20 protein-coding genes and 1 other annotated feature are annotated in these 26,444 nt (G+C 39.9%); of the genes, 2 read left to right on the forward strand and 18 right to left on the reverse strand.

Annotation, left to right across the window (positions count from 1 at the left end):
- Window positions 1–16 precede the first annotated feature (16 nt).
- The 5 genes from QNH29_RS24650 to QNH29_RS24670 form a co-directional block, all read right to left on the reverse strand.
- The gene (locus QNH29_RS24650) at window positions 17–724 is read right to left on the reverse strand and encodes an ABC transporter ATP-binding protein (RefSeq protein ID WP_283861903.1); all 708 of its coding nucleotides are present in this window, start codon (window positions 722–724) and stop codon (window positions 17–19) included.
- The gene (locus QNH29_RS24655; RefSeq protein ID WP_283861904.1) at window positions 702–1,475 is read right to left on the reverse strand and encodes an ABC transporter ATP-binding protein; all 774 of its coding nucleotides are present in this window, start codon (window positions 1,473–1,475) and stop codon (window positions 702–704) included. The genes QNH29_RS24650 and QNH29_RS24655 overlap by 23 nt, the downstream gene beginning before the upstream one ends.
- Before the next feature lie 90 nt (window positions 1,476–1,565).
- On the reverse strand, window positions 1,566–2,747 hold the full coding sequence (locus QNH29_RS24660) for a substrate-binding domain-containing protein (RefSeq protein ID WP_283865735.1): 1,182 nt from the start codon (window positions 2,745–2,747) through the stop codon (window positions 1,566–1,568).
- Window positions 2,748–3,030: 283 nt separating this feature from the next.
- Window positions 3,031–6,279 carry a winged helix-turn-helix domain-containing protein gene (locus tag QNH29_RS24665; RefSeq protein WP_283861905.1) on the reverse strand — a complete coding sequence of 1,083 codons (3,249 nt, stop codon included), beginning with the start codon at window positions 6,277–6,279 and terminating at the stop codon, window positions 3,031–3,033.
- Between the two features lie 87 nt (window positions 6,280–6,366).
- A complete protein-coding gene (locus QNH29_RS24670) occupies window positions 6,367–7,116 on the reverse strand; it encodes a glucose 1-dehydrogenase (RefSeq protein WP_283861906.1) in 750 nt (249 codons plus the stop codon).
- Between the two features lie 144 nt (window positions 7,117–7,260).
- Between QNH29_RS24670 and QNH29_RS24675 the strand changes: the two genes are divergently transcribed.
- A complete protein-coding gene (locus tag QNH29_RS24675; protein WP_283861907.1) occupies window positions 7,261–7,404 on the forward strand; it encodes a hypothetical protein in 144 nt (47 codons plus the stop codon).
- 42 nt (window positions 7,405–7,446) lie between these two features.
- Here QNH29_RS24675 and thrB read toward each other — a convergent pair whose 3' ends face one another.
- The 3 genes from thrB to QNH29_RS24690 are packed head-to-tail and all read right to left on the reverse strand — an operon-like array spanning window position 7,447 to window position 10,720.
- Entirely contained in the window at window positions 7,447–8,370 is a 924-nt protein-coding gene (thrB, locus tag QNH29_RS24680; protein ID WP_283861908.1) for a homoserine kinase, read from the reverse strand.
- Window positions 8,367–9,428 (reverse strand): threonine synthase, encoded by a 1,062-nt coding sequence (gene thrC / locus QNH29_RS24685; RefSeq protein WP_283861909.1) that lies wholly within the window; start codon window positions 9,426–9,428, stop codon window positions 8,367–8,369. Before thrC ends, thrB begins: the two co-directional genes overlap by 4 nt.
- Window positions 9,425–10,720, reverse strand: coding sequence for a homoserine dehydrogenase (locus tag QNH29_RS24690; protein WP_481858755.1), 1,296 nt, complete (start codon window positions 10,718–10,720; stop codon window positions 9,425–9,427). The genes thrC and QNH29_RS24690 overlap by 4 nt, the downstream gene beginning before the upstream one ends.
- A gap of 258 nt (window positions 10,721–10,978) precedes the next feature.
- Window positions 10,979–11,188: a binding site (T-box leader), on the forward strand.
- A 325-nt stretch (window positions 11,189–11,513) separates the two neighbouring features.
- On the opposite strand from QNH29_RS24690, the gene serA reads away from it, so the two are divergent.
- On the forward strand, window positions 11,514–13,148 hold the full coding sequence (gene serA / locus QNH29_RS24695) for a phosphoglycerate dehydrogenase (RefSeq protein WP_283861910.1): 1,635 nt from the start codon (window positions 11,514–11,516) through the stop codon (window positions 13,146–13,148).
- Between the two features lie 243 nt (window positions 13,149–13,391).
- On the opposite strand, the gene QNH29_RS24700 is transcribed toward serA, so the two are convergent.
- The 10 genes from QNH29_RS24700 to QNH29_RS24745 all read right to left on the reverse strand — a co-directional run bounded on the left by QNH29_RS24700 (window position 13,392) and on the right by QNH29_RS24745 (window position 26,350).
- Window positions 13,392–14,531, reverse strand: a complete 1,140-nt coding sequence (locus QNH29_RS24700) for an HAD family hydrolase (protein WP_283861911.1) — start codon at window positions 14,529–14,531, stop codon at window positions 13,392–13,394.
- A 217-nt stretch (window positions 14,532–14,748) separates the two neighbouring features.
- Window positions 14,749–16,170, reverse strand: coding sequence for an NAD-dependent succinate-semialdehyde dehydrogenase (locus tag QNH29_RS24705; protein ID WP_283865737.1), 1,422 nt, complete (start codon window positions 16,168–16,170; stop codon window positions 14,749–14,751).
- 40 nt (window positions 16,171–16,210) lie between these two features.
- Window positions 16,211–17,578: a 4-aminobutyrate--2-oxoglutarate transaminase gene (gene gabT / locus QNH29_RS24710; RefSeq protein WP_283861912.1), complete on the reverse strand. Its 1,368-nt coding sequence runs from the start codon at window positions 17,576–17,578 to the stop codon at window positions 16,211–16,213.
- Between the two features lie 30 nt (window positions 17,579–17,608).
- Window positions 17,609–18,982 (reverse strand): putrescine aminotransferase, encoded by a 1,374-nt coding sequence (locus QNH29_RS24715; RefSeq protein WP_283861913.1) that lies wholly within the window; start codon window positions 18,980–18,982, stop codon window positions 17,609–17,611.
- Between the two features lie 21 nt (window positions 18,983–19,003).
- Window positions 19,004–20,497, reverse strand: coding sequence for an aldehyde dehydrogenase family protein (locus QNH29_RS24720; protein WP_283861914.1), 1,494 nt, complete (start codon window positions 20,495–20,497; stop codon window positions 19,004–19,006).
- 183 nt (window positions 20,498–20,680) lie between these two features.
- The gene (locus tag QNH29_RS24725; protein WP_283861915.1) at window positions 20,681–22,816 is read right to left on the reverse strand and encodes a sigma 54-interacting transcriptional regulator; all 2,136 of its coding nucleotides are present in this window, start codon (window positions 22,814–22,816) and stop codon (window positions 20,681–20,683) included.
- A 101-nt stretch (window positions 22,817–22,917) separates the two neighbouring features.
- Window positions 22,918–23,166 (reverse strand): biotin/lipoyl attachment domain-containing protein, encoded by a 249-nt coding sequence (locus QNH29_RS24730; protein ID WP_283861916.1) that lies wholly within the window; start codon window positions 23,164–23,166, stop codon window positions 22,918–22,920.
- 21 nt (window positions 23,167–23,187) lie between these two features.
- Window positions 23,188–23,478 (reverse strand): SAV0927 family protein, encoded by a 291-nt coding sequence (locus tag QNH29_RS24735; protein ID WP_283861917.1) that lies wholly within the window; start codon window positions 23,476–23,478, stop codon window positions 23,188–23,190.
- Window positions 23,479–23,503: 25 nt separating this feature from the next.
- Window positions 23,504–24,793 (reverse strand): Glu/Leu/Phe/Val family dehydrogenase, encoded by a 1,290-nt coding sequence (locus tag QNH29_RS24740; protein ID WP_283861918.1) that lies wholly within the window; start codon window positions 24,791–24,793, stop codon window positions 23,504–23,506.
- A 210-nt stretch (window positions 24,794–25,003) separates the two neighbouring features.
- Window positions 25,004–26,350, reverse strand: a complete 1,347-nt coding sequence (locus QNH29_RS24745) for an APC family permease (protein WP_283861919.1) — start codon at window positions 26,348–26,350, stop codon at window positions 25,004–25,006.
- Window positions 26,351–26,444: the final 94 nt, after the last annotated feature.

Below are 26,444 nucleotides of genomic sequence, written 5' to 3' on the forward strand. Positions count from 1 at the left end.
AAACTTTCCTCCTTTCCTAGGCAATACCTAAATACTTTCGTTTCATTTCCTCATCTTCTTTTAGCTGTTTCATTAAACCATTGCTTACCGTTCTTCCGTCATCAATAATGTAAAAACAGTCCCCGATAGTACTAGCCATATAAAAATTTTGCTCTACCAAGACAATGGTTGTTTGTTCCTTCATTTGCATAATAGACTCCATTACCTTCTCAACAACAATAGGCGCTAATCCTTTACTAGGTTCGTCAATTAATAACAGTTCATTTTCATTCACATATGCCCTGGCGACCGAAAGCATTTGTTTTTGTCCACCGCTCAGTAACCCGCCAGGTTTCTTCCAAAACTTTTTTAAGTCAGGAAACAAATTTAAGATATAATCAAGCCGCTTACTTGTTTCCTCGTTGTCTATTTGAATCGCTACTTTCATATTCTCTTCGACTGTCAAGCCAGAGAAGATGCCTTGGTCTTCTGGAACATATCCAATACCTTTTTTAGCGATGGTATACGTAGGTAAAGACTGGATTTCTTCTCCTTTGTAGACAATACTTCCTTTTGAGGCTGGATTTAGGCCCATGATGGTCCGTAAGGTTGTTGTTTTCCCTGCGCCATTTCTTCCGAGCAGTACTGTCACCTCACCTTTTTTCACTTCGACCGATACACCCTGTAAAATATGATATTGTCCAATATGCGTCTCAATATGATTAAGCTTCAGCAGGCTGCTCATCACTCATACCTCCTAAATAAGCAGATTGGACCGTTTCATTTTTCATAATTTCTTCAGGGGTTCCGTCCGCCAGCAGTCTGCCATTAAAGAGCACCATCACAGTGTCTGATAAGTCTAATATCATATCCATTTTGTGCTCAATTAAAATAATCGTTCGATTTCCTTGTTCCTTTATTCTTTTAATCACTTCTAATATGGCAGGAACATCTTCTAAAGACATACCTGCAGTGGGTTCATCTAGTAATAGCACCTCGGTTTCAAGCGCAAGGAGCATAGCCATTTCCAGCTTTCTTTTTTCACCATGGGCCAAATTGCTTGCCAATGAGTCCACTTTATCGTCTAACAGCACGAGCTTTAGCCATTCGAGCGCTTTTTGTTCAAATTCACGGTATTTCTTATAATGCCATAACATTTGATAGCGAACTCCGGCTTTTGACTGAACTGCCAGCCTTACATTTTCCAAGACGGTTAAATTCGGGAAAACATTTGTAATTTGAAATGAGCGTCCAATTCCTTCTCTCGTGCGCTTTGTCGAAGATAGTTTGGTGATATCCTTACCACGAAAATATATTTTTCCATTCGTCGGGCTCAATTGACCGCTTAGTAGATTAAAGAATGTAGTTTTTCCCGCTCCATTTGGTCCAATGATGGATTTGAAATGTTTTTCGGGGACAGAGATGCTGACGGAATCAACCGCTGTATGCCCTCCAAAAGTAATCGATAAATTGTCTGTTTCAATTAAGGTTGTCACGCTTTCACCACCAATCAAGTAGATAGAAATAGGAAGAGGGTGACCAAATAACAACAGGTCGAACCCTCATATTTTTAAAATAGCACCTTTTTAGTTACGGACTGGAGGTGCGGTTTCTTCTGGGGTTAATTCTCGCATTAAAACAGGGACTGGGTATGGTATGCCGTCCTTCTTTTCTAGTTTAATGGCATATAGGGCTTGAAGCGCCTGATGATCCTCTGCTCGATAGGTCATTTTTCCTTTTGGAGTTTCGAAGCTCATGCCTTCCATTGTTTCAATTAATTTATCGGCGTCGGCGTCGCCCTCGGTTTTCTTCAATGCTTCAACAATTGAAATCGCTGCACTCATACCACCTGGTGTGAATAAATCAGGTACTTCCCCGTTGAATCGCTTCTTATGTTCAGCGACAAGCCAATTATTAATTTCATTCTTTGGAAGATCATGATAATAAACAGTAAAGCCTTCCATGCCCACAAGCGGTTCCATCGTAGCCAAAGCTGCGATATCCGGAGCTCCAGTAGAAATTTTGATTCCTTTATCTTGTACCTTCATATCAGAAATCTGCTTCCAAGGAGAGTTTGCACCGGCCCAAACAACAAATAAATAATCTGGTTTTGCATCAATGATTTTCTGAATGTTAGAAGTAAAATCAGTTGCAGCTGGATCTGCATACTCTTCTAATACAATATCTGCACCAAGTTTTTCCGCTGCTTCTTTAAAGGCTGCTACTCCATCTCGTCCGAAAGAATAATCTGGAGCAAGGGTTGCAATTTTTACACCATCATCAGCAATCGCGGCTGCACCAGCAACGGCGTCCTGTGAGGAATTTCGAGCTGAACGGAAAATGTACTTATTAAATTCTGATCCTGTAATACTATCTGCTGCAGCAGGTTCAACAATCATAATCTTTTGATATTCTTCAGCAAGCGGCAGGACTGCTAATGTATCCGCAGAGCTGGATGATCCTACTAAAAAGTCCACCTCATCCTCTTCTAAAAGCTTGGTTGCTTTTTGGACAGCTACTTCTGGTTTCGTTTCCGTATCCTCAACCACAAACTCAATTTTTCTTCCTGCAACCTCCATGGTTCCTTCCGTTGCATATTCAAGACCTAACTCAAATCCCCTTAATGTTTGTTTGCCATAAGACTCTAGCGCACCCGTTGTGGATGCAAGAACACCAATTTTAATTGGGTCCTTATTTTCAGCCTCTCCACCGTTCCCCTTTGTATCTCCCTCGGTTTTGTCAGAGCTGCATGCTGCAGTAAATATCATGATGAAAATAAGAAATCCTAATAAAACCCCTTTTCCGCGAAATGCTTTCACTTCTTTTCCCCCTTAATCCTTAAAATCAAAACATGCAAAGCTTTGAGTTAATAATAGAAAAGTAGAGTTACAGAGAAGTTACAAGGAAAAGCGGAAGCGCCACGTTCAGCCCCGACAAGCGCTGGAGGGCCTGCAGATGAAGTCACGCTTTTCGACTTCATCTGCAGGACCGAAGCGACCTCGAGGGGCTAGGCGCTGGAGCTAGACATAGAAACAAAAAAACAGCCCCTCATTAAGGCTGTTCGATTTGATTTAAATACTTTTCTGATTCGAGTATCATGTCGTACATTTGTTGCGTTGGTTCTAGAGGCGATACTCCCAACTCTTTTTCTAATACCACTTTGCATTTTTGAAACCATTTCATAGCCCGTGGACGGTTGTTCTTTCGGTAATAACAATACATTAATAACCGATAGGCCTCTTCCCAAGTACGGTCGCGCTTAAGAATTCTTTCACACCAATAAATGGCCAGATCATATTTCTCTTGACGGACCATAATTTGAGCTATTTTTTCAGCGGCTCGTAAGAAATAAACCAGCATACTCTCTCGTTTACCTATACACCAATCATCATATCTTCGTTCAGGAAGATATTCCCCAAGATATAGTTTTAAGCCTTTTTCCAAAAGAGCAATCACCTTATCTTGGGAGGTTTCACTAAGCCCACTTTGAATCAATAATTGAAATTGAGCTGTATCTAATTCAATTTTGGCATGAGGATTTAGTCCATAAAACATTCCTTCTCTAATAATAAAAAAGGGAGCTGCCCTAGCCTTCCTTTTTGGTTCCAGAACATGGAGAAGACTATTTAATGCAACTTTAAAATCACGGTCTGCATTTTTTGTATCTTGATTTGGCCAAAGCGTTTGAAGTATCTCTTCCTTCGAAATAAGTTCGTTGACGGTTATAAAGAGTTGAAACAATTCCTTCCCTTTTTCACGCTGCCAATCTTTTTCAGCTACTTCCTTTTCCCCAAGCCAAACTTTGAACTGTCCTAGCGTTTGAACTCTGATAGAATAACCAGGATGTGAATCCAATCCCGTAATACCCATATCCTGAAGAATTTTTATAGAGTAAGACCTTTGAATATTCCCTTTTGCACACTCTATTAGCAGCGGGACAATCATCTGTAAATCCCTTGGACCAAATACCGATACTCTGTGGAAAAAGAACTCAAATTCATAGGTTTGAATCATGTATAAAAACTTATCGATTGTATGTCTAAACCCCTCTTCTTCCTTTTCTAAAAAGTAAGTATAGGCGAGCCAGAAACAGGATAACATTTGTCCGAAGGAATCCTCACATTGATCAAATAATGCTCTTGTTTTTTGTAAGTAATCGATACCATTATTTACTCTTTCGTTATATATACAAGTAATCCCCATACATAAGCTAATAAGAGCAGAAAGCCATATATCTTGTACCTTTTCTGTCTCCAACAATGCTTTTTTTCCAGCTTCTATGGCACGCTCGTATTCACCCCTTGTTCCATACAGAATGCAAAGCCCCATTAATGGTTCGGCCTTTCCCCTTTCTACATTAAGCGTATCCATAATTTCTAAAGCGGTATTGTAGCACTGTTCTGCTAAATCAGAATCATATTTATTAAGAATTTGAACTGCATGCCCCATCCGAATCCAGCCGCATGCTTCCACAAAAGGGGCCTTTAAACTAATACCTTGTTGTATGCCTGCCTGTGCTAAGTCCTTGGCATTCAAACCTTCACCCGTAAAGGCTTCGATTAAGGACAATAATAAATCGGTTTCTCTATGTGAATTCGGAAGTGCATTACCATTTTTAACCGATAATTCTTCTCTTTGGCTGTAAAGTACCTTTTTTGCTTGCTCAAAACGACCGGTTCTTAAATACAATCTTGCTTCAATGTTTCCATCTAATATAGACGGGCTGGATTCTTTTGCCCTTTGCAGCCATTTTTCAGCATTGGTTGATTTTCCAGCATTCAAAAGATTTTCAGCGAGCAAATAATATAGCTTCGCCTTTTCTGCTTCGGGGCTAATACTTTTATCTCTTGCTTCAATGGCTTCATATAATAATCTTTCGGCTTGATGAGGCTGGATAGTATCTAAATAAATCTTCGCTTTTCCTTCTAATGCCTTGCTCATCCCAAGATAATCATTTCTTTTGGCGGCCTCTAAATAGGTTTTATCATAGCATTTCTCTGCCTCCTGATATTGGGAGCGATACCTTAGAACCTCTGCTTTTAAAAACCAGAGAAGATAATAAATGTCTAACTCATTTTCGGGAATTAACATTAAATGATCAGACAAGCTTTTTAGCTTGCCGCCCTCAAGCATATTAACACCATTGTCCTGTAAAATGGAGGCGATTGCTTTATCATGACTGATCTTTTTATAGTGATAGAGAGCTTCTTCCCATAGCGATCTTTTTTCATAGAATCTGGCACATTTCTCATGCAGTGCTGAATAAGCAACGGGGTTGTTTTTTCGGAAAGCGTTTTCTAAAAACTCTTTAAAGAGTGCATGATAACGATAATGCTTTAATCCAATCTTTTGGATGAATAAATTTCTTTCCTTTAATTGCTCGAGCATGTTAGAGGCACCATGTATTCCAATTACTTCATCGCAAAGCTCTTCTTCCATTACATCTAAGATGGAAGTTTGCTCCAAAAATTGCTGAATGATTGGCGGTTGTTTTGAAAAGACTTCCATTACTAAGTAGTCGAATAAATCCTGAAGAGAATAGGTAGAATGTTCTAAGAGTGCGGAGAGATCTCCAGTAAGTGGAATCTGCTGTGCAATCATACACAATGCAATAATCCAGCCTTCTGTTAATTGATAGATACTTTGTAAATAATCAGGCTCTATTTCCAGCCCATAAAGGTCCAATAATAATAATTCCATTTCTTCTATTGTAAGTACTAAATCATCTCGTGTAATTTCTAATAACTGTCCGTTTACCCGCATTTTCGTTAAGTGCTTCCAGCTAGGCCTGCTGCGGCTTGAAATAACTAAATGTAAATTAGCAGGGATATGCTGCAGTAATTTTTCAATCCAACTGTTAATGGTATAGGAGTGCTCAATTTGATGATAGTCATCCAAAATTAATGTAATATCGGAATCAACTTCAAGAAGTTCATTAATAAATAAGGTGCATAAATAACTCAAATCTTCTTCCCGTATATACCGGTCTAATGTTTCGATATACTTCGTCATTTCCCGGCCAAATTCAGGAACCACTCCTCTAATTGAATGAATGATATAGGAAAGGAATGGAAGGATGTCGTCATCCATTGATGAAATGGAGTACCAGCAGCCCGGGATTCTTTCATCCCTCATAAATAAAGCCAATGCCGTACTTTTACCAAAACCAGCACCCGAATGAATGATTGTTAGCGAGTACTCAGGTATTTTCTTCATTTTCCTAGTAAGTTTCGCCCGTCTAATAAATTCGTCTTTAATAACAGGGATTCTCAGTTTTGTTTGAATAATAGGCAGCTTCATTTATTTATCCTCCTTTCAATTTTTCCAATTTTTACACTATTCTATCATATAATAACCTCCAGTGGCAGAACTAGGCTTTTCAATATTTTATTCTTCATAAATCATTTTTTTCGTCATACCGCCATCAACTACTAAATTAACCCCAGTTACAAAATTATTTTCTCTCGCTGTTAAATATAAACATGCTCTAGCAATATCTTCTGGCTTTCCAACACGTTTAGAAAAATGCTGATTATGATCAATGTCTGTTAATTGTGAATAGTCGCCTGTGTGAATCCAACCGGGCGAAATCGCATTAACGGTAATTTTGTCATCACTGAGAGATGAGGCTAGAGCATGCGTGATCGCAACAATTCCCCCTTTTGTTGCTGCATACCCCTCTGAGTTTGGTTCAGACATGAGTGCTCGAGTCGAAGCAATGTTAACAATGGCTCCTCCCTCTTGATTTTCACGCATATACCTTGCTGCCTCCCGAGAACATAGGAAAACACTTCTCAAATTAGTTTGGATGATATCATCCCATTCCTCAACACTTACATCATACAATGATTTAAATAACCCCTTGCCGGCATTATTAATTAACACATCTATCTGACCATAGGTTTTTTTTGCTGTTTTCATAAGGTTCATAATATCGTCTTCTTTTTTAACATCTGTTTTGACAAAGAGTATATCTTCCCCCATATTTTTCAATTCAGATTCTGTCTGTTTTCCTGCAGTTTCATCGACATCCGCGATCACGACTTTTGCTCCATTTTCGGCATAAGCTGCCGAAATGCCGCGTCCAATTCCTTTCGCAGCCCCGGTTACCACCACTACTTTATTCATAAAATTCATTACTAATCCTCCTCACAATCGTTTTGTATGTAGTTTAACTTATTAGTGCTGTCGACCGCTAATTTAGTGGGGATTTTTTCTATGTAACAAATACAATTTTCAAGAAAAAACTAAGGAAACCTCTAAGAAAAGGAGAAAAGAAATATGCAAGAAAAATGTTTCTACTGTGTCAATGAAATTGAGGAAAAACAGCACCACTATGTCACTTTTTTAAGTTCCAACACAGAAAGAGATGAAATCCTTTGTCATGAATGTTATCAGGAGTGGCTGCAAGGAGTAAAAGGGTAGAATGGGGTTTTAAAAAATAAAAGGGCCGAAACAGTCTCGGCCCTAATTTACTGTGTAATTATTAACTTTGATTACACTGCTTCCTGTATCATCTATGTTAAGCAGTTTGGCAGTCATTTTAGGAAAAGCGGATCTAATCGATTGTTCAAGTAATCGACCATTACCTTTTTCACAAAAACATAATATGGTTGGACCAGCACCACTTAAAGCCACACCGAATGCCCCTTCAGACTTTGCGAATTTTTCTACATCACCGTAAAAAGGGATTAATGCTTTTCGATAAGGCTGATGGAAAAGGTCTATTTCCATCATTTTACCTGCTAATTCCCAGTTTTGACTAAGCAATGCTGCAACTAAAACATTAGCGGTTGAGGAAGCTTGAATAGCATTTAAATACGAAAATTCTGTTGGCAAGACGCCACGGGAATCTTTTGTTAATAGGCTTTCTTGTGGGATTACAGCAACCATTTCAAAAGAAAGGGCTGTAAAAGGGATGATATCCACCTCACCTTGCTGATAAACTCCAATAATCAGGCCCCCATATAAAGAAGCGCCAACGTTATCTGGATGTCCCTCTATCTCTGTAGATAGCAGTAACTTGTCTTTCTTTGTTAATCCTAGGTCACCGATTTGATCAGCAAGCTCAATCCCCGCAATGATAGCCGATGCACTTGAACCGAGGCCGCGTGCCAATGGAATTTCACTCTCTATCTTTACTTTACAAGGATGCAATTCCTTGCCATATTTTGCTGCCGTTTGCAGCGCAATTTGACAGATAAAATTCTGCTCATCTGATGGCAGATCCTTCAATTCTTCTGATGTGGAATAACATTCCCATTTGTCACTTTTCTCTACTTCTAACGTCAAATATAAATTCACTGCAACACCGATTGAATCAAATCCGGGTCCAAGATTAGCAGAGCTTGCTGGAACTTTAATTACAAACTTCCCATCATTTAGGGTCATCGATTGACAACTCCCTTAATATGCTGCGTCACCGCTTGCTCATCATTTGGCAGCTTTTTCACATCTACTAAGCTGCTGTGAATAGCAGTATCCGGATCTTTTAAGCCATTTCCGGTAAGAACAGCAACGATTTTTGATCCCTTTTTAATATTGCCTTTTTTTAAGGCCTTCATAACACCAGCAATAGAAGCACATGAAGCTGGTTCGGCAAAGATACCTTCGGAGGAAGCAATCTTCTTATAAGCCGCTATGATTTCATCATCACTGACTTCATCAAAAAGACCCTTGGATTCATTAACTGCGGAAACCGCTAAGTCCCAGCTTGCAGGATTTCCAATTCGAATCGCAGTTGCAATCGTTTCTGGATACTCAAATACGCGGTTATGAACAAGTGCCGCTGCCCCTGCCGCTTCAAATCCATACATTTGCGGCAGACTAGTTCCCTTATGGTTTGCGTATTCTTTAAACCCTTTCCAATAAGCACTAATGTTACCAGCGTTTCCAACTGGTATTGCTAAAATGTCGGGGGCAAACCCTAATTGGTCACATACTTCAAATGCCGCGGTTTTTTGTCCCTCCAAACGAAATGGATTCACCGAATTAACTAAAGCTATCGGCTCTTCCTCACTAATATTACGAACCATCTGTAATGCCTGGTCAAAATTACCCTCAATTGAGATTATTTCTGCTCCATACATCATGGCTTGTGCAAGCTTTCCTAAGGCAATTTTACCTTCAGGAATCACAATGATACAGCGTAATCCAGCCCGCGCTGCATAGGCAGCCGCCGCGGCAGAAGTATTTCCAGTAGAAGCACAGATTACGGTTTTACTGCCGGATTCTACTGCCTTTGCCACTGCCATAACCATTCCGCGGTCCTTGAAAGAACCCGTTGGATTTGCTCCTTCAAGCTTAACGTAAAGCTCTACATCCAATTCTTTTGAGAGTCGCTCTAACTTTACTAACGGGGTATTTCCTTCATTTAATGTTAAATTGGGAGTGTCATTTGTTACTGGTAGAAAATCCTTATAGGCTTCAATTAAACCTGACCACCTCATAATGATTTTCTCACCACTCTGTATGCACTTTTAATTTCTTTAACTGCTGGTAAATCATTTAATTCATGAAGGATGGCATCATAATTTGTAAGGGATGCTTTATGTGTAACCAAGACAATTTCAGATGTTTCGTTTTTCTTGACTGGAAGCTGTAATATTTTTTCAAAGCTGACACCATATTTTGCAAAAATCGAGGTAAGCTCTGCAAATACACCAACCTCATCCTGTACATGAATTCGTAAGAAGTATTTAGAGTACTTTTCATTATCATCCTTTAAGCGCTTAGGATACTGTGGTGTAACGGCACTGCGTCCATTCACTCCAAGTCGCAGATTTTTCATGACTCCGACTAAATCTGAAACGACTGCCGTTGCTGTTGGCAAACTTCCTGCACCCGGCCCATAAAACATCGTCTCACCAACAGCTTCACCGTACACATATACAGCGTTATACTCGTTTTGAACCGAAGCCAATGGATGGTTGTCGGACAAGAAAGTAGGCTGTACACTTACCTCTACTTTTTCTCCTTCTCGGTGAGCATAACCTAACAGCTTCATGGTATATCCTAGCTGCTTACCATAGCGTAAATCTTCTTCAGTAATGTTGGATATGCCTTTAACCTGTACATCATCCAGCTCTATATTCATTGAAAAACCTAAAGTTGCTAAAATGGTCATTTTGCGAGCGGCGTCTAACCCCTCAACGTCTGAAGTAGGGTCTGCTTCTGCAAAGCCAAGCTCTTGTGCTTCTTGCAGAACTTCTTCATAATTTAACCCATCTTGGCTCATTTTTGTTAAAATAAAATTGGTAGTACCATTAACAATACCCATCATTTGGGTAATCCGATCGGAGGCAAGACCGTCAACCAGCCCTCTTAAAATTGGTATACCTCCTGCTACACTAGCTTCATAAAACAAATCACAGCCGTTTTCAGAAGCAACAGTTAACAATTCCGACCCATGAAGAGCCATTAAATCTTTGTTCGCAGTTACAACATGCTTTCCTTGACGGAGGGCACTAAGCAAATATTCCTTTGTTTCGTTGACCCCGCCCATCACTTCAATCACCACATCTATCTCTGGATCATGCAGGATATCTGATGGGGTAGATGTTAACAATGCTGGATCCACTTCAGCCGGTCTTGTTTTATGTATATTCTGGACCAGGATTTTCTTTACGACAACAGGACAACCAACCTGGTGCATTAATTTATCTTGGTGATTTTTGATGATTTTAACAACCCCTGAACCCACTGTTCCTAAACCGAGTAACCCAATTTGGATTGCTTTCATAATAGATCCCTCCCACTCTGTCTACTACATACGTACAATTGTCTATATATAGTAGACATTATATTATTCTCTCAATATATTTACAATAGACTAATTTTTTTAAAAATTCAATGTAATCGCTTACTATCGCGCTAATATTAGCCTCATTTAATTAAAAAAATTTTTATATTTGAATACTCAAAAAATTATTTATTTTACCCTTTACAATAGTAAAGGTATGCATGTAGAATATTCTTTAAATTCAAGTAAATAACCAAATAAAATGTGATGATGAAGACGGCATTAAGAGAATGCTTCAGAGAGCCGGTGGCTGCTGTGAACCGGTGCAATTCCTTAAATATGCCCAGCCCTTCTGAACAGGCAGACTGAACATTTAGTAGGAATGCCCGGGATCCCCCGTTACCATACTGAGGCTGCATAACTATTGGCAGCAAAAGAGGGTGGCACCACGTAGATCACGTCCCTCATAACAAGACAAATCTGTCCTGTTATGAGGGACTTTTTATTTATTAGGCTGTGTTAAAGTATACTATTGCTTTTAGAACCTGTTGATTGGAGCGGAAGGCGCTCGACTCCTGCGGGATGAACGAGCTGAGTGAGACCCCGCAGGTCGGGAACGACCGAGGAGGCTCACGGGCGAGCCCGCGGAAAGCGTAGCGCCTCGTGACAGGCAAAAACCGCCTGTCTCTGCGGTGATTATTCGAAGCAGCTTTCCTTAATGGAGCGTAAATCAACAGCCCAGTTTAACACAGCCATTCAATATTAAAATTGAAATGAGAGGATGAGTTAAAGAATGTTTAAGGTACTTGTGACAGACGGCATTAGTGATACTGGTTTAAAGAGTTTGTTTGACCACCATAATTTTATCGTAGAACGCCAGCCTACTTTAAAGACAGAAGAACTAAAGAATATTATTGGAGATTACGAGGCTCTAATCGTACGCAGCCAAACAAAAGTAACAGCAGAACTACTTCAATATGCTGACAAGCTTAAGGTAATTGCTAGAGCTGGTGTAGGTGTAGATAATATTGATGTGAATGCTGCTACAGGAAAAGGAATTATTGTCATCAATGCTCCCGGTGCCAACACAATTGCCGCTACAGAACATACTTTAGCGATGATGCTTTCTATGGCCAGAATGATTCCGCAAGCCCACAAAAAAACAGTCGGCGGCGAATGGGACCGAAATTCTTTCAAGGGAGTAGAATTATACAAGAAAACGCTTGGTGTCATTGGGATGGGTAAAATCGGAACAGAAGTAGCCAAGCGTGCTAAGAGCTTTGGGATGAATATCTTAGGGTATGACCCTTATTTAACAGAGGAGAGAGCCGAGAAACTTGGAATGAAAAAAGCGAGTCTCGATCTAATCGCTCGTGAGTCAGATTTCATTACGATTCACACACCACTTACAAATGATACAAAAGGTTTAGTGAACGACGAATACTTAAGCAAGACAAAAAAGGGAGTACGATTTATCAACGTTGCACGAGGCGGAATTATTGACGAAAAGGCTCTGGTAAGGGCAATTCAAGCAGGCCATGTTGCAGGTGCGGCACTCGATGTTTTTGAAAAAGAACCTGTGGCCAATCCAGATCTGTTAGATAACCCTAATATAATTGTAACCCCGCATTTAGGTGCTTCTACTGTGGAAGCCCAGGAGAAGGTTGCTCAAGAAGTAAGTGAGGAAATCATTGAAATTCTAGAAACACAATCCATCCGCAATGCGGTAAATATGCCGCAAATGTCTGGTGAGGCACAGCAAAAAATGCAGCCATACTTACTCCTTGGGGAACAAATGGGGCAGCTTGTCGTTCAATTATTAAAACATGCTCCTTCTAAAATAGAAATCAATTATTATGGGGATTTAATTGAAGAAGATACGGAACTATTAACTCGAACCATGGTGAAAGGAATTCTTTCTTATCATTTAAGTGATTCTGTTAATTTGATTAATGCACTGCATCTTTTAAAAGAGCAGGGAGTATCCTATAATGTCCAGAAAAATGCCAATAATAAAGGTTTTGCCAACTATATGGAACTTTCTATTACAAAAGGCGCGGAAACAGCTAAAATTGGTGCGACAGTCTTAAACGGTTATGGTGCGAGAATCGTAAAAATTAATGATTATCGTATTGATGTTAGACCTGAAAGTCACCTCTTACTTGTAAAACATCAAGACGTCCCTGGTATGATCGGAAAGGTTGGATCTCTTCTTGGGGATTATCAGATTAATATTGGAACAATGCAAGTGGGCAGAACAACAGTAGGCGGAGAAGCTGTCATGGTGCTAACTCTTGATAAGCAAATTACCACAGAGGTAATTCGTGCCCTAACACAAATTAATGGTCTAAATGACGCTCAATCTTTAGAGTTAGATAATGTGGATTCCTTTTATCCAGGAAAGCTAGAACTAGAAAAAGTTAAATAACTAAAAGATGAAGACCAAATCTGCTATGGATTTGGTCTTCATCTTTTAATGGGTAAGATTTAGTCTAAGAGCTATTCGTGCCCGTTCTAACAAGAAAGGCGGATAGTCGGTAACGAATTGGAACTATTCGTGCCCTCTCAGACTGGAAAGCCGGATAATCGGTAACGAATAGATCCTATTCGTGCCCGTTCTAACTGAAAAGACCGTTATAAGGTAACGAATAAGGACGCTCGGAAATCCCTCTTAGTTTTTCTCAATTAATTCCCTCACATCAAGCACAGTATCAAGGATATAGTCCGCCTCGTGCTTTTCAAAGTCACTTCTCGCATCTTTTCCTGATAATCCTGTTAACACTGCAGCAAACTGACATCCCATTTTCCGGGCAGCCAGCAGGTCTGCCAGAGAGTCGCCCACTACTAATACCTCTTCTCCATTTGCAATTGGCAAAGAAGTACTCAGACAATTATCAACTGAAGTATCTCTCCCTTTTAGGCCCATAATGTATGTAAATGGATCTGGTTTTGATAGTGACCTTCTTTCATTTAATCCCTTTTCTGCTTTTAGCACATCATCTGCTGTGACAATATGATTGATATCAAATTGTTTTAGCCAGTTTAAGTGGTGGAAGGGTTGAATGGTTTCAAGCTCAGGTCTCCCCGTTCCAATTCCTATTCTTACTCCAGAATCTTTTAGGACTGAAAAGAGTGCTTCTATCTCTGTTTTAGCAGCCAATGTGGTTTCATTCGCTAAAAAGCCTTTCTTTCCTAATTGAACAGAAGGTTTGCCAGTGGACTTTTCTATATTCTCATCTCCGACGTACCATTCTTGAGAGACATGCTCACATACTGACCAAAGTTCACTGATACCACTAAAGATTTCTGTGTGAACCCCTAGTTTCTCTTCTGCTAATTGATTGAGATATTTGAACAATTCTTGCTTTGTTTCCTTCGACCGTTCAAAGTCATTCAAAAATAAATTGAAATCTAAATTAACACTGTAATTTTGTAGAACCTTGCCTATTTCAAGAAGTACTTCCCGATCAATAGGTTCTTGCAGCCAGCTTTGTATTCTATCCTTCTCGTTTTCATTAACTTGGGATAAAAGATGAATGAATTGATGACCAAAAGATAGATAAATCATATCCCAATTCGCATTAAGCCCCCTCGACTTCATGAGCTTTAGAACTTCATCATTCTCTCCAAAGACAGTCTCCCGAATTGTCTTAATCTCTGCTTCACTGTAGTCTGTTTTAAATTTTTCTGGTGCTAGCCCCAAATAATTATTGCTAATTAACATTTCCCAAACAGTCAATGCTGAGGCATCAAAATAATGTTCCTCACTTAACAATACTCCATCTACGTCAAACAATATGGTCTTAATCATTAAACCACCCTCTTCTCCAGTCCACTTTATTCCGTTATCGTAACACAGCAAAGGCCTATTTTTAAAGTATATAAAAATAGATATTAAAAAAAGCCAATGAAATCTTTCAATGACAAATAAATTCACTGAAGGTTTCACTGGCATTTATTCGTGAATCTTCCTCTGGCTGGAGGATGAAACAATATTGGCAGTTTCCTTTTTCGCTGCAAATTGAAGACTATATATCTAGCCCTATTGAAATATATTTTACTTCTAAAAATTCTTCAATTCCGAAGTGACCGCCTTCACGGCCAAGACCGCTCTCTTTATAGCCGCCAAATGGAACTTGGACAGCTGATGGCAGGGCATCATTGAGACCAATGATGCCGTATTCAAGCTGTTCTGTGATTCTAAAAGAACGGCTTAGATTTTCTGTATAAACATAAGCTGCTAAGCCAAACCGGGAATTATTTGCCCGCTCAATCACTTCTTCTTCGGTTTTAAAGGTCGAAATCGGTGCGAGCGGACCAAAAATTTCATCCTTCATACATTCCATATCATCGTGGATAGCAGTTAAAATTGTTGGGGCAAAGAAATAGCCTTTCTCTTCAGCCGGTTTTAGCCCGCTGTAAGTGACTTTTCCTCCCTTACTAACTGTGTCATTCACAAGAGCTTCTACTTTTTTATATGCTGCATGATCAATTAATGGTCCGATGTCGGTCCCTTCTTCGAGTCCGTTTCCAACCTTAAGCTTTTCTAATTCTGCCTGAAAAAGCTCAATGAATTGCTCAGCTATTCCTTCCTGTACATATACACGATTCGTACATATACAAGTCTGACCTGCATTACGGAATTTAGATTGTACTAATCCTACTGCAGCCTTCTCTAAATTCGCATCATCCATGACAATAAATGGAGCGTTTCCGCCAAGCTCCAGCGATACCTTTTTTACATTTTCAGCAGCACCGCGCATCAATGTTTTCCCTACTTCAGTCGATCCTGTAAAGGTTATCTTGGTTACACGGGGATCCTTCAGCCAAGTTTCACCAATTTCCGCAGACCTGCCGGTAATTACATTGATTACCCCATTAGGAATTCCAGCTTCATGAGCAAGCTCCACCATCTTTAACGCGGTAAGCGGTGTCTGATTGGCCGGTTTTACAACGCATGTACACCCCGCTGCGAGTGCTGGTGCCACTTTTCTCGTAATCATTGCTGCAGGAAAGTTCCAAGGTGTAATCGCTGCAACCACCCCAACCGGTTCCTTTCTAACAAGAATTCGCTTATTTGGGTGGGAGGCCGGAATCGTTTCTCCATAGATTCGTTTCCCTTCCTCCGCGTACCATGAGATAAAGCCATTTGCATATTGGACCTCACCCAATGCTTCTTTTAAAGGTTTACCTTGCTCCATCGTCATAATCCTGGCAATTTCATGTTTGTTCTCTTCAATCAATTGATGCCATTTCATCAAAAGCTGATAGCGTTCGTCAGCTGGTTTTTTCGACCAAGTTTTAAAGGCCTTATGGGCGGCATCAACGGCCTGCTCCGCTTCAAAAGCACCGCCAGTTGGCACCGCTCCTAAAATTTCCTTGGTAGCAGGATTAATTATCTCGGAAAAAACTTCATAATCATTGCCAACCCATTTTCCATCTAAATACATTGGATAGATTTGATATTTCTGCTTTACAATGTCCATTGCATTACCTCCCAGCCGACACAGCAGGATTATTCAAGTATACTGCTTCAAAGGCTTCCTCCAGAATCTGTAATCCTTCCTCCAACTGCTCATCTGTGATGGTTAATGGCATTAGAAGACGGATCACGTTTCCATATAACCCTGCGCTTAGTAACATAAGCCCCCGCTCACCTGCGGCTTTCACTATTTTTCCAACTGCCTCTTTATCAGGAGTTTTACTGTAACGGTCTTTAACGATTTCCATTGCACACATAGCCCCAAGACCGCGGACATCTCCAATACTATTGAAACGTCTAGCAAGCTCTTTCATTTTTTCCACAGCTCTCGCACCTATTTTTTGAGCCTTTACATTAAGGTTTTCACTCTCAATAATATCGAGGACGGTAAGTGCTGCCCTGCATCCTAGCGGACTGCCGGAATAGGTTCCTCCTAACTCGCCAACATCTGCTGCATCCATAATTTCCGCTCGGCCGATAACTCCGCTAATCGGCACTCCTGCTCCCATTGATTTGGAAATAGTGATTAAATCTGGCTCAACTCCAAAATGTTCGATCGCAAAATATTTACCAGTACGGGCGAATCCGGTTTGAATCTCATCTGCTACAAACAAAATTCCATATTGTGTACAAATTTCTCTGACTCTTTGAACAAACGCTTTATCTGGAACGATAAATCCTCCTTCTCCTTGAACGGGTTCCATTACAACTGCAGCAATCGTTTCAGGAGCCACTTCCGCCAGTAAAAACGTTTCAAATTGCTCAATAATTAATTCATTATATTGTTGTTCACTCAACCCTTCAGGACGGCGGTATACATACGGATATGGCGCCTTATAAACTTCTGGAGCAAATGGTCCAAAGCCAAACTTGTATGGCTTGACCTTACTCGTCATCGTCATTGTCATTAACGTTCTGCCGTGGAATCCTCGTGTAAAGGAAATAACACCTTGACGTTTTGTATATTTTCTAGCGATTTTAACAGCATTTTCAACAGCTTCTGCACCGCTGTTAAAGAAAGCTGCCTGCTTATTAAAATCACCTGGTGCAAGCTGACACAGCCTATCAGCAAGATTGATATAAGACTCATACATCATGACATTAAACCCTGTATGGATAAATTGACTTGCCTGCTCCTGCAGTGCCCTGACAACTCTCGGGTGGGTATGGCCTACGTTCAATGTTCCAATTGCGCCAGCAAAGTCTATAAAAATATTACCGTCCACATCCTCTACTAGAGAACCATTTGCTTTTTTCACAAAGGAATGACAATTATTGCTGATCCCCTTTGGGATATATTTCTTTCTCCGCTCCAATATTTCTAGCGATTTTGGTCCGGGTATTTCTGTTTGGACCTTTACAAATCTCTTTTCCAATTCCGTACTCCCCCCTTTAAAAATAAATTGTTATGCTTTTACTAGACTTAAAACTTCCTTAAAGGTCCTGATTACCTTATCGACCTCTTCATAGCTTATCGATAAAGCCGGTTCAATTCTTATCGTTTTCGAGTTTATTAGTGTTCCTGCCACAAGGATACCGCGGTCAAACATCCCTTTTGAAACCTCATAGCCGATTTCATCCTTATGAAATTCAATTCCAATCATTAATCCCTGGCCGCGAATCTCAAGGACCTTATCTTCATGTCCTTTCGCTGCTTCCTTTAGCCCTCTTAGGAAATACTCCCCAACTACTCCGGCTCTTTCTGGTAAATTTTCTTCAATTAAAACACCAATCGTGGCAATTGCAGCTGCACATGCTAACGGATTGCCGCCAAAAGTTGTTGTATGCATAAATGGGTTCGGGAACCAGCTTTTAAACACTTCTTCTCTTGCTACAATCGCTCCTGCTGGCATGACACCGCCGCCAAACGCTTTTGCTAGACAGATAATATCCGGGACTACATCATATAATTCAGCTGCAAACATTTTTCCAGTCCGACCCATACCCGTTTGTACTTCATCAAAAATTAACAAGGAACCATATTGGTCACATAGCTCGCGAACCTGTTTTAAGTAACCCTCTGGAGGCAGGATAATCCCGCCTTCCCCCTGAATGGGTTCTAAGATAACAGCAGCGACATCTTCCCCTACTGATGCACAGACTTCGAATGTTTTTCTGATCATGTCGATATCTCCAAATGGAACGTGACGAAAGCCTGGGATTAATGGCAGGAATGGTTTACGGAACATTCCTTTGGCAGTTCCCGATAATGACCCAAGACTTTTCCCATGGAAAGCACGCGTCGTTGAAATAAAGGTCGATCGCTCACTATACATTTTCGCAAGCTTTAATGCCGCTTCAACACTTTCCGTTCCACTGTTGGTAAAAAACGCATATTTCAAATCACCAGGGGTAATATCTGCTAAAATTTTCGCCAGCATCGCACGCAGTGGATCAAGCAGGTCTTGGCTGTGAAGAGCCTGACGCTTTAACTGATCTGTTACTGCCTTTACAACCTTGGGATTGCGGTGGCCAACATTGTAGATACCAAAGCCGCCAAGACAATCAATATATTCTTTGCCGTTTACATCCTTAAAACAGGCACCATTATCTGACCATTCAACGGCTGCAAATTGTCCATCCTTTGTAACGGTTTTACGATAAGCAAGAAATCCAGGGTTAACGTGTTCACGGAAGCCATCAACCGTTTCCTTTGTGATCCAAGCCACTTCTTCCTTATTGATTTCTTCCTTTTCTATTAAACTTAAAACCTTATTAATGTATTCGCTTACTTGTTGATTCTGTTCAGTCTTTGTCTCTCGTTTAATATCGATACTCATATGATCGCTCCTCATCATCTATTAGTTGGAAAACCAGCCAATTGGCTCTACTTGTAAATTAATATTGATTTGTTTAATTTCTTGGAATTCCTCAAGCCCGAATGTTCCAAGGCTTCTTCCAATTCCACTTTGCTTATAGCCGCCCCATGGTGCTTCATTATAGGTTGGGTGATACGAGTTCACCCAGGTAATACCGGATTTTAATTTTTTAATGACTCGTAAGCCTTTTGCTCCATCATTAGTGAAAACACCGCCAGCAAGTCCATAAATTGTACCATTAGCAAGCTTTACTGCTTCTTCTTCATCCTTAAACTTCTGAATGACTACGACAGGTCCGAAAATTTCTTCCTGCACGATTCTCATTTCCTGCTTTACATCAACGAACACCGTAGGCTCAACAAAGTAGCCGCTATCTAGTCCATTGCTTAAGATTCGGTTCCCGCCGCAAGCAACGCTCGCACCTTCCTGTTTTCCTAACTCAATATAATGAAGGACTTTTTCCAAATGTTCCTTGCTAATAAGCGGACCCATCTCTGTTGAAGGGTCATTCCCCGGGCCGACTTTAATTTGCTTCGCTCTTTCTACAAAGCGGGCGACAAATTGATCGTAAATACTTTCTTCTACTAAAATTCTTGACCCAGCCGAACATACCTGGCCGGCACCAGCGTAAATGCCAAACAGAGCATAGTCAACAGCGGTTTCAAAATCAGCATCAGCAAAAATGATGTTTGGCGATTTACCTCCTAATTCCAATGACACCTTTTTCATTGTGTCAGCTGCCGTTTTCATGATATGTTTGCCTGTTTTTGTACCGCCGGTAAACGAAACCATATCGATTTCAGGATGTGATGCGATTTCATTACCGACAACTGATCCGGCACCCATAACCATATTGGCCACTCCTTTTGGCAGCCCTACTTCTTCAAAGATTTCGAATAGCTTTTTCGGTGTCACCGGCGTTACCTCAGAAGGTTTGAAAACAATGGTATTTCCCGCTGCTAAAGCAGGAGCGATTTTCCAAACACTCATTAAGAGTGGATAATTCCATGGGACTATCAAGCCGCAGACACCAACAGGCTCGCGGACAACCATCGCCTGCATCGGATCAGCTACATGATAGGTATAGCCATCTGGCTTTGTAATCAGTCCTCCATAATAGCGGAAGCACGCTGCGGCATCACCGACATCAAATCCAGCCTCTCTTAATGGTTTTCCATTATCCATCGTTTCTAGCTGTGTTAATTCATCTGCATATTCCTCAATTTTATCCGCAATTTTAAATAAATAGGAGGCTCTCTCCTGGGCTGATATTCCTGACCATACTCCTTCTTCGAAAGCCCTCCGAGCTGCAAAGATGGCTGCTCGTGCATCAGCAACTGTTCCTTCAGGTGCATATGAAATCACTTCTCCATTTGCAGGATTAATGACTGGACGTGTTTCCAGAGATTCAGAGTCTTTCCATTCACCATCAATAAACATCTTAAGATTAGCAACGCGTTTTTTTATCTCGACCATTATACAATCCTCCTTTATTCTCCTTACTATCTATTATTGCAAGAACTGTGCCAAAGTAGAAAAGTGGTCATTGCCGTATATTTTTCAAAAATGCCATTTATAGTTATTCAAAAGTGCATAACTGTATTTATGTATGCATACATAAAAAAAGCTGCTTCAGATTTGATCTGAAACAGCCATTATTTATATAGAAGATATGTTTTCAATTTTAATATTTTTCTCATTTAGTATTTTTTGATATTTCCTGCTAACAGAGGATTGGCTGATTCCTAATGCTTTTGCAGCCTTTGTGGTTGTTTTGTATTGGTTCATAGCCAAAACAATTAGCTGCTCCTCCACATGTTCAATCGCCTCTTGTAAAGGAATAACTCTAGTAATGATTGGCTTTATCTTTTTATTATCAAAGCCCAGCGATAAAAACTGACTGACAAACTCTGCATCAATGGCAGGATGATCAGCGGTAACCACTAATCTTTCAATAATATTTTGTAATTCACGGACATTTCCTGGCCACGAATAAAATTCAAGCACATTAATCGCATCGGGTGTTAAATGATAATTTCGATCATATTTTTCATTCAGCTGCTGTAAAAAATGAAAGGCAAGTAACGAGATATCCTCAGTCCGTTCCCTAAGCGGCGGAATCTGAATCGGAATAACATTTAAACGGTAAAATAAGTCTTCTCGGAAAGTCCCTTCTTCCACCATTTTTTCAAGCCTTTTATTGGTGGCTGCAATGATCTGGACATTCACCTTAATCGGGACGGTACTGCCAACAGGAATAACCTCTTGCTCTTGAAGAACACGCAGTAGCTTTACTTGGAGATGGAGAGGCATTTCTCCAATTTCATCAAGAAACAATATTCCGCCATCCGCTTGTTTAAAATAACCATCCTTTCCATTCTTATCGGCACCTGTAAACGAACCCTTTGCGTATCCATACAATTCACTTTCTAAAAGATTTTCAGGAATTGCCCCACAATTCAGTTTAAGGAATGGCTTTCCAGAGCGTTTCCCTAATCGGTGGATTGCTTGAGCAATCACCTCTTTACCTACACCAGATTCACCATTTAGGAGGACGGTCGATGAAAAGTCAGCAATTTTCTTAACCTGATTCATGATCTTTTCCATTTTAGGGCTGCAATAGATGAGTTTTTTTAAAAATCGATCTTTACTTTTAAAGTCATCTAATTCTTTTTTATATTGTTCCGTTATTTTCCGTATTTCCTGAAGTTCACTTTTTAAACGCGTTGTTTCAGTAATATCCCTAGATGCAATGATAATACGATCCAACTCATTTTCTTTATTAAAGACGGGATTTCCAACGGCAAGAATTTTCCTGCCTGTTTTTGTTTCCTGGACAACGGAAACTTTTTTTCTTTTTTCGATAACTAATCTTGTTACTGATGGGGTAAAAAGCCCCTGGTCCTCAAGCTCGAGAATATTTTTTCCAATTAGCTCTTTAAGGTCCACCTTCCAGAAATCTTGAATAATATTGTCACTGTATCTGATCAATTCCCCAACTGCATTTACCACAAGAATTTCATCATAAATACTCGACAATATCGCATTCAAGTCTCGATTCAAATCTTTAATATATTCTATTTCGTTGGCCATGTCCTCGACCATTGGCAGATCCTGAACAACAATGATCATCCCTTCAACTTCATCGTCATCAGTTAATATAGGACAATAATCGACGAGAACTCCCGTGTCATTCGTTATTTCAAGATGATTTAAAATGGTTTTTCCTGTAGCAAACACGTTGTTAATCTCTTGTGCACTAAAAATACTTCCCCCTGGATAATTAAGCACCTGATCAGCAGTTGATTTAATCATCTTCAAGCCTGATTCATTACAATTAATTATTTGTTTCTCCTTATCTAGTACAAAAATCCCCATTGGTATTGAGGTAAGAAGGATTTTCAATAAATCTACACTTTTATTTTCTTGCTTAAAAAGCTCTGCCAAAACATCTTCTCTTCGTATGTATCCTACTGGTTCGCCATCCTCACCTATTATGATTGCGAACGGTTCACCAATAATCTGGAACAGGGATGGGAAAGAAATATTCTTGCTAAGAAAACAAATACTTTTTATAGATTTGGCTTGATTGAGCAAAGCCTCAATGGAATAATTATTGCTTTCAAGCAGCTCAAGTAATGGATTATTAACGGTTGCATAGGCAAATAATTGACCTTGTTTTTTTAAGAATATAAAGGGTTCTTTGCATTGGTATAAAGTCGATTTCAATACAACTTCTTCATCTATAGTGATAGATATTATAGGCTTAATCTTATCTTTTGCGACGGAAAACATCACTTCATCCCCCTTATCCTTATCACCCTAATATTATCATTTTATTTAGAGTTTTTTAAATAGAAAAAGAAGATGTGGCTTCCATCTTCTTTTTCTAGCCTCTAGTCACTGCCAGTTACAAATAAATCTTCCTTTATGAAGGCAAGAACCATGCCGGGAATAACATAGTCACCTGCCTGAACCTCCAGTGATTCTACCTGACCGCTTATACCTGTTTGAATCATTTGGACCTTGCCTTCAGCCGTTTTAATTTGAAATAATGGTTCCCATTCATATATCCGTGTTTCACTTTGGATTGAAACTTTTTCAACAATTCCATGACATGGACTAAGTACCACTCCCAAATACATCGTATCACTCCTCTATTTGCGCTAGTATTGTTCCTTAAAAGACCCTGTTTGTAATACCTGGCCAAAAAAATCCTGAAATTCTGCAATATCCTCTTCTTCTATTCCTAAACGATCTGCCCAATGATTTGGTTCATAGGCATCCTCTTGGCAAAGTAAAATCATATTCCCTGTTTGCATAGATGTGACCATTGCTTTGCCATAAAAATGTTGTGAATATCCAATGGCCAAATCGTAGCGGTGATTATTTGAAATGAGACAAAAGTAATGCAAGAGCTGTTGATCTTTTTGTTCAGACAGAATATCAAGCTTCATTTCCTCTTCTCCTTTACAGAAATTTTTAATATTTCAACCAGCCTCTAAGCCTTGAGGTTTCCGCCAGTTTTTTAATTCCCTCCATATAAGCAGCAACTTTCATATTTACTCCATACTTTTCAGCGGTGATATATACATTCTTAAAGCTATCTGTTATTTTTTCCTTCAATCGCTTATCTACCGTTTCCTCTGTCCAATAATAGCCTTGGTTATTTTGACACCACTCGAAATAGGAAACAATTACACCACCCGAATTTGCAAGTATATCAGGCACAACCAAAATTTCGCGCTCATCCAAAATTTTTAGAGCCTCTTTGGTTGTAGGTCCATTAGCAGCTTCAATCACAATGTTGCAATTAAGATTGTTGGCATTTTGTTTATTGATTACACCTGAAATGGCGGCTGGAATCAAGATATCACATTCTTTCTCCAGCAGTTCTTGATTGGAAATACTGCTGCTAGGGCGATTGGTTATGATACCGAAGGAGTCTCTATTTTCTAGGAGATGGGGGATATCCAACCCATTTACGTCATATAAACCACCAAGTGCATCACCAATCCCAATTACCTTTGCCCCTAAATCATATAAATACTTAGCCAAGTAACTGCCTACATTTCCAAAGCCTTGAATAATGACCCGCATATCTGTTAAAGGAATACTCTTTAATTCGCATACCATTTGCAGCGTATATAGCACACCTTTTGAAGTTGCTGTCTCCCTGCCTTTAGACCCCCCTAAAGCGATTGGTTTCCCGGTAATAAAACCAGGAGAATCAAATTCACGAATATGGTCATACTCATCGAGCATCCATGCCATAATTTGCGAATTAGTATACATATCTGGTGCCGGAATATCTTTCGTTGGCCCGACCATTTGACTGACAGCTCTTACATATCCCCTGCTTAATCGTTCTAACTCATCTAGGCTCATATTCCGCGGGTCACAGACAATCCCGCCTTTTGCCCCTCCATATGGTAGATCCGTAATACCGCATTTTAAACTCATCCAGCCCGCCAATGCTTTTACCTCTTCTGGTGTAACATCTGGATGGAAGCGGATACCGCCCTTCGTGGGTCCTGCCGCATCATTATGCTGTGCCCGGTAGCCCTGGAAAATCTCTGTTTGCCCGTTATCCATACGAATAGGAATACTCACTTCCAAAAATCTCATTGGCTTCTTCAAGAAATCGAAGACTTGTGGAGGATAGTTCAGTATCTCGACAGCCTCCCTCAGAATTTCCTGAAACTCAATTAGCGAATTATCCTTTTCCTTTACACTCTCACTTTTTTTCAAATCTAAAGATTCGATCGCCATCATAACACCTCATTTATTATTGTTACTAATCTAATTAGCAAGTTCCGTGCCAAATAAAGAAACACCACCATTCCAAAGCTTTACTGAAGTTTTTCTAATACACTTCAAATGATGCTATGAAAATATGACTGTTTTATTCAAAACTGCATACATTCTATATATATAAAAAATACGCATCCCCACAGGGGAATACGTATGATTTCTCTCCTATTAAACTTCTGCTTCCTCAGCTTTATATTGAGGAGGTGCTACCTTGAAGGCTTTTGTTAAAAACACCAGATAGACAAGTCCGATTAGGAACCAGCAGCCACCCATAACTAATGAACTAAGCTCAAGATTAATCCAAAGGACAGCTACTAAACCTGCTCCAATTAACGGCATGATGACGTAATCAAAAAATCCCTTCGGCGTACGGTGCATTTTTTCACGGACTGCAAAATGACTAATCACCGATAGATTAACAAACGTAAAGGCCATTAATGCTCCGAAGTTAATAAGGGAAGTGGCTGTTACCAAATCAAAGAACCAGGCTGATAACGAAATCATTCCAACGATTAAAACATTTATCGCAGGTGTTCTCCATTTTGGATGTACGTACCCAAACCATTTTTCCGGGAATACCTTATCGCGCCCCATTACATACAAGAGACGGGAAACACTTGCGTGAGAGGCAAGTCCTGATGCAAGTGTATTCACAAAGGTTGTACATAAGAAAATCGACTGAAACAGCTTCCCGCCAACATAAAGGGCAATTTCAGGTAAAGCTGCCTCCGAATCAATGAATCTCGAATTATCCGGAAAAAATGACTGGATAAAAAATGAGGTGGTAATAAAGATCACCCCTCCCCATAAAGCGGTAAGGAGAATTGCTTTGGGGATTGTTTTTTCTGGATTTGGCGTTTCTTCAGATAGTGTCGTAACGGCATCAAAACCTAGGAATGAAAAGCAGAGTATCGTTGCTCCGGTTATCAGAATTGGCAGGTTCATACCCTCAACAAAAAACGGCTGCATGCTAAAAACAGTTCCCGTTCCTTCTCCTGCATTTAGCCCTTTAATAACCAGGATGATAAAGACAACCATGATTAATATTTGTACCAGAACAAAAAGTGTATTGAAATTTGCCAGGACATTGACGCTCCGTAAATTAAGGAAGGTTACAATTCCTACAAATACTAATACCCAGATGATATCGGGAACGGACGGAAACAATGCATTTAAGTAAAGCTTGGTTAACAAGGCATTTACCATTGGCAAAAATAAATAATCAAGCAAAGATGACCAGCCTACAAGAAAACCGAGATGCCGGTTCATCGCTTTTTGAGTATAGGTATAAGCTGATCCAGCCTGAGGAAAAACCCTTACTAGCTTGCCGTAACTAACCGCAGTGAATAGCATACCAATTAAGGCAATAACATATGCGGTAGGTACATGTCCGTTTGTTTCACCAGACACAATTCCAAATGTATCAAATACTACCATGGGTGTCATATAGGCTAAACCCATCATTACAACCTGCCATAACTTTAACGATCTTTTCAACTTTACGCCATTTTCCACATATCATACCTCCTCTAAATTAAAACGTTTTCATTCTGATGTTTCCCCTTTGTCTACAATAAATTTTTTATTCCCCCTTCACCTATTTCTAAAT

Source organism: Neobacillus sp. DY30 (assembly GCF_030123065.1).
Classification (GTDB): Bacteria; Bacillota; Bacilli; order Bacillales; family Cytobacillaceae; genus Neobacillus.

Coding starts and splice junctions, on each gene's coding strand:
- QNH29_RS24650 (WP_283861903.1), bottom strand. CDS start 724: ATGAGCAGCCTGCTGAAGCTTAATCATATTGAGACGCATATTGGACAA.
- QNH29_RS24660 (WP_283865735.1), bottom strand. CDS start 2,747: ATGATATTTACTGCAGCATGCAGCTCTGACAAAACCGAGGGAGATACA.
- QNH29_RS24665 (WP_283861905.1), bottom strand. CDS start 6,279: ATGAAGCTGCCTATTATTCAAACAAAACTGAGAATCCCTGTTATTAAA.
- QNH29_RS24670 (WP_283861906.1), bottom strand. CDS start 7,116: ATGAATTTTATGAATAAAGTAGTGGTGGTAACCGGGGCTGCGAAAGGA.
- QNH29_RS24675 (WP_283861907.1), top strand. CDS start 7,261: ATGCAAGAAAAATGTTTCTACTGTGTCAATGAAATTGAGGAAAAACAG.
- thrB (WP_283861908.1), bottom strand. CDS start 8,370: ATGACCCTAAATGATGGGAAGTTTGTAATTAAAGTTCCAGCAAGCTCT.
- thrC (WP_283861909.1), bottom strand. CDS start 9,428: ATGAGGTGGTCAGGTTTAATTGAAGCCTATAAGGATTTTCTACCAGTA.
- QNH29_RS24690 (WP_481858755.1), bottom strand. CDS start 10,720: ATGAAAGCAATCCAAATTGGGTTACTCGGTTTAGGAACAGTGGGTTCA.
- serA (WP_283861910.1), top strand. CDS start 11,514: ATGTTTAAGGTACTTGTGACAGACGGCATTAGTGATACTGGTTTAAAG.
- QNH29_RS24700 (WP_283861911.1), bottom strand. CDS start 14,531: ATGATTAAGACCATATTGTTTGACGTAGATGGAGTATTGTTAAGTGAG.
- QNH29_RS24705 (WP_283865737.1), bottom strand. CDS start 16,170: ATGTATTTAGATGGAAAATGGGTTGGCAATGATTATGAAGTTTTTTCC.
- QNH29_RS24715 (WP_283861913.1), bottom strand. CDS start 18,982: ATGAGTATCGATATTAAACGAGAGACAAAGACTGAACAGAATCAACAA.
- QNH29_RS24720 (WP_283861914.1), bottom strand. CDS start 20,497: ATGGTCGAGATAAAAAAACGCGTTGCTAATCTTAAGATGTTTATTGAT.
- QNH29_RS24725 (WP_283861915.1), bottom strand. CDS start 22,816: ATGTTTTCCGTCGCAAAAGATAAGATTAAGCCTATAATATCTATCACT.
- QNH29_RS24730 (WP_283861916.1), bottom strand. CDS start 23,166: ATGTATTTGGGAGTGGTACTTAGTCCATGTCATGGAATTGTTGAAAAA.
- QNH29_RS24735 (WP_283861917.1), bottom strand. CDS start 23,478: ATGAAGCTTGATATTCTGTCTGAACAAAAAGATCAACAGCTCTTGCAT.
- QNH29_RS24740 (WP_283861918.1), bottom strand. CDS start 24,793: ATGGCGATCGAATCTTTAGATTTGAAAAAAAGTGAGAGTGTAAAGGAA.